The organism is Shewanella sp. SG44-6 (assembly GCF_014164185.1).
Lineage (GTDB): Bacteria > Pseudomonadota > Gammaproteobacteria > Enterobacterales > Shewanellaceae > Shewanella > Shewanella vesiculosa.
The window spans coordinates 1-427 of sequence record NZ_JACJER010000329.1 but is presented as its reverse complement, the minus strand read 5'-3'; the positions used below and the strand labels follow the sequence as shown (position 1 = coordinate 427).

The following is a 427-nucleotide window of genomic DNA, read 5'->3' as shown; positions in this document are numbered from 1 at the left end:
AATGGTGTTGCACAGGTTTCAATTCAACAACCCTCGATTAAACGTCTATGGGATACCCGTATCGATGAATCTGAAATCCCTTACATGTTAGCTAAAAAGCTGGCTGATAAAGGATTTGATGCACCTTGGCGTTATATTAACGAACAAATTGTTGACCCTGAAACCGGTAAACCTGCGGCGGATGAAGCTGAGTTTGCGAAATTGATGGTTAGATTTGTGACCGCACCGCTGTGGAAAGAAGATGCGTCTAAATACGGTGATAAGCTCAATTCATGGGATGAGTTCGTGCAAAAAGGGGTGTGGAATTGAAACCTGTGCAACACCATTACCGATAGAATCCAGCACACCCCATTTTTCAAACATATGGTGGCTAGAAGGTAATAACACATCAGCAAACCAACTGAATTCGGACACGTTGGTGGTCACA

Annotated in this window: 1 pseudogene; it reads left to right on the top strand. The window is 43.3% G+C overall.

Annotated features, from left to right (window positions below):
- Positions 1-309 (top strand): annotated as a pseudogene (locus H5185_RS22465) (dehydrogenase); the annotation flags it as partial.
- Positions 310-427: the final 118 nt, after the last annotated feature.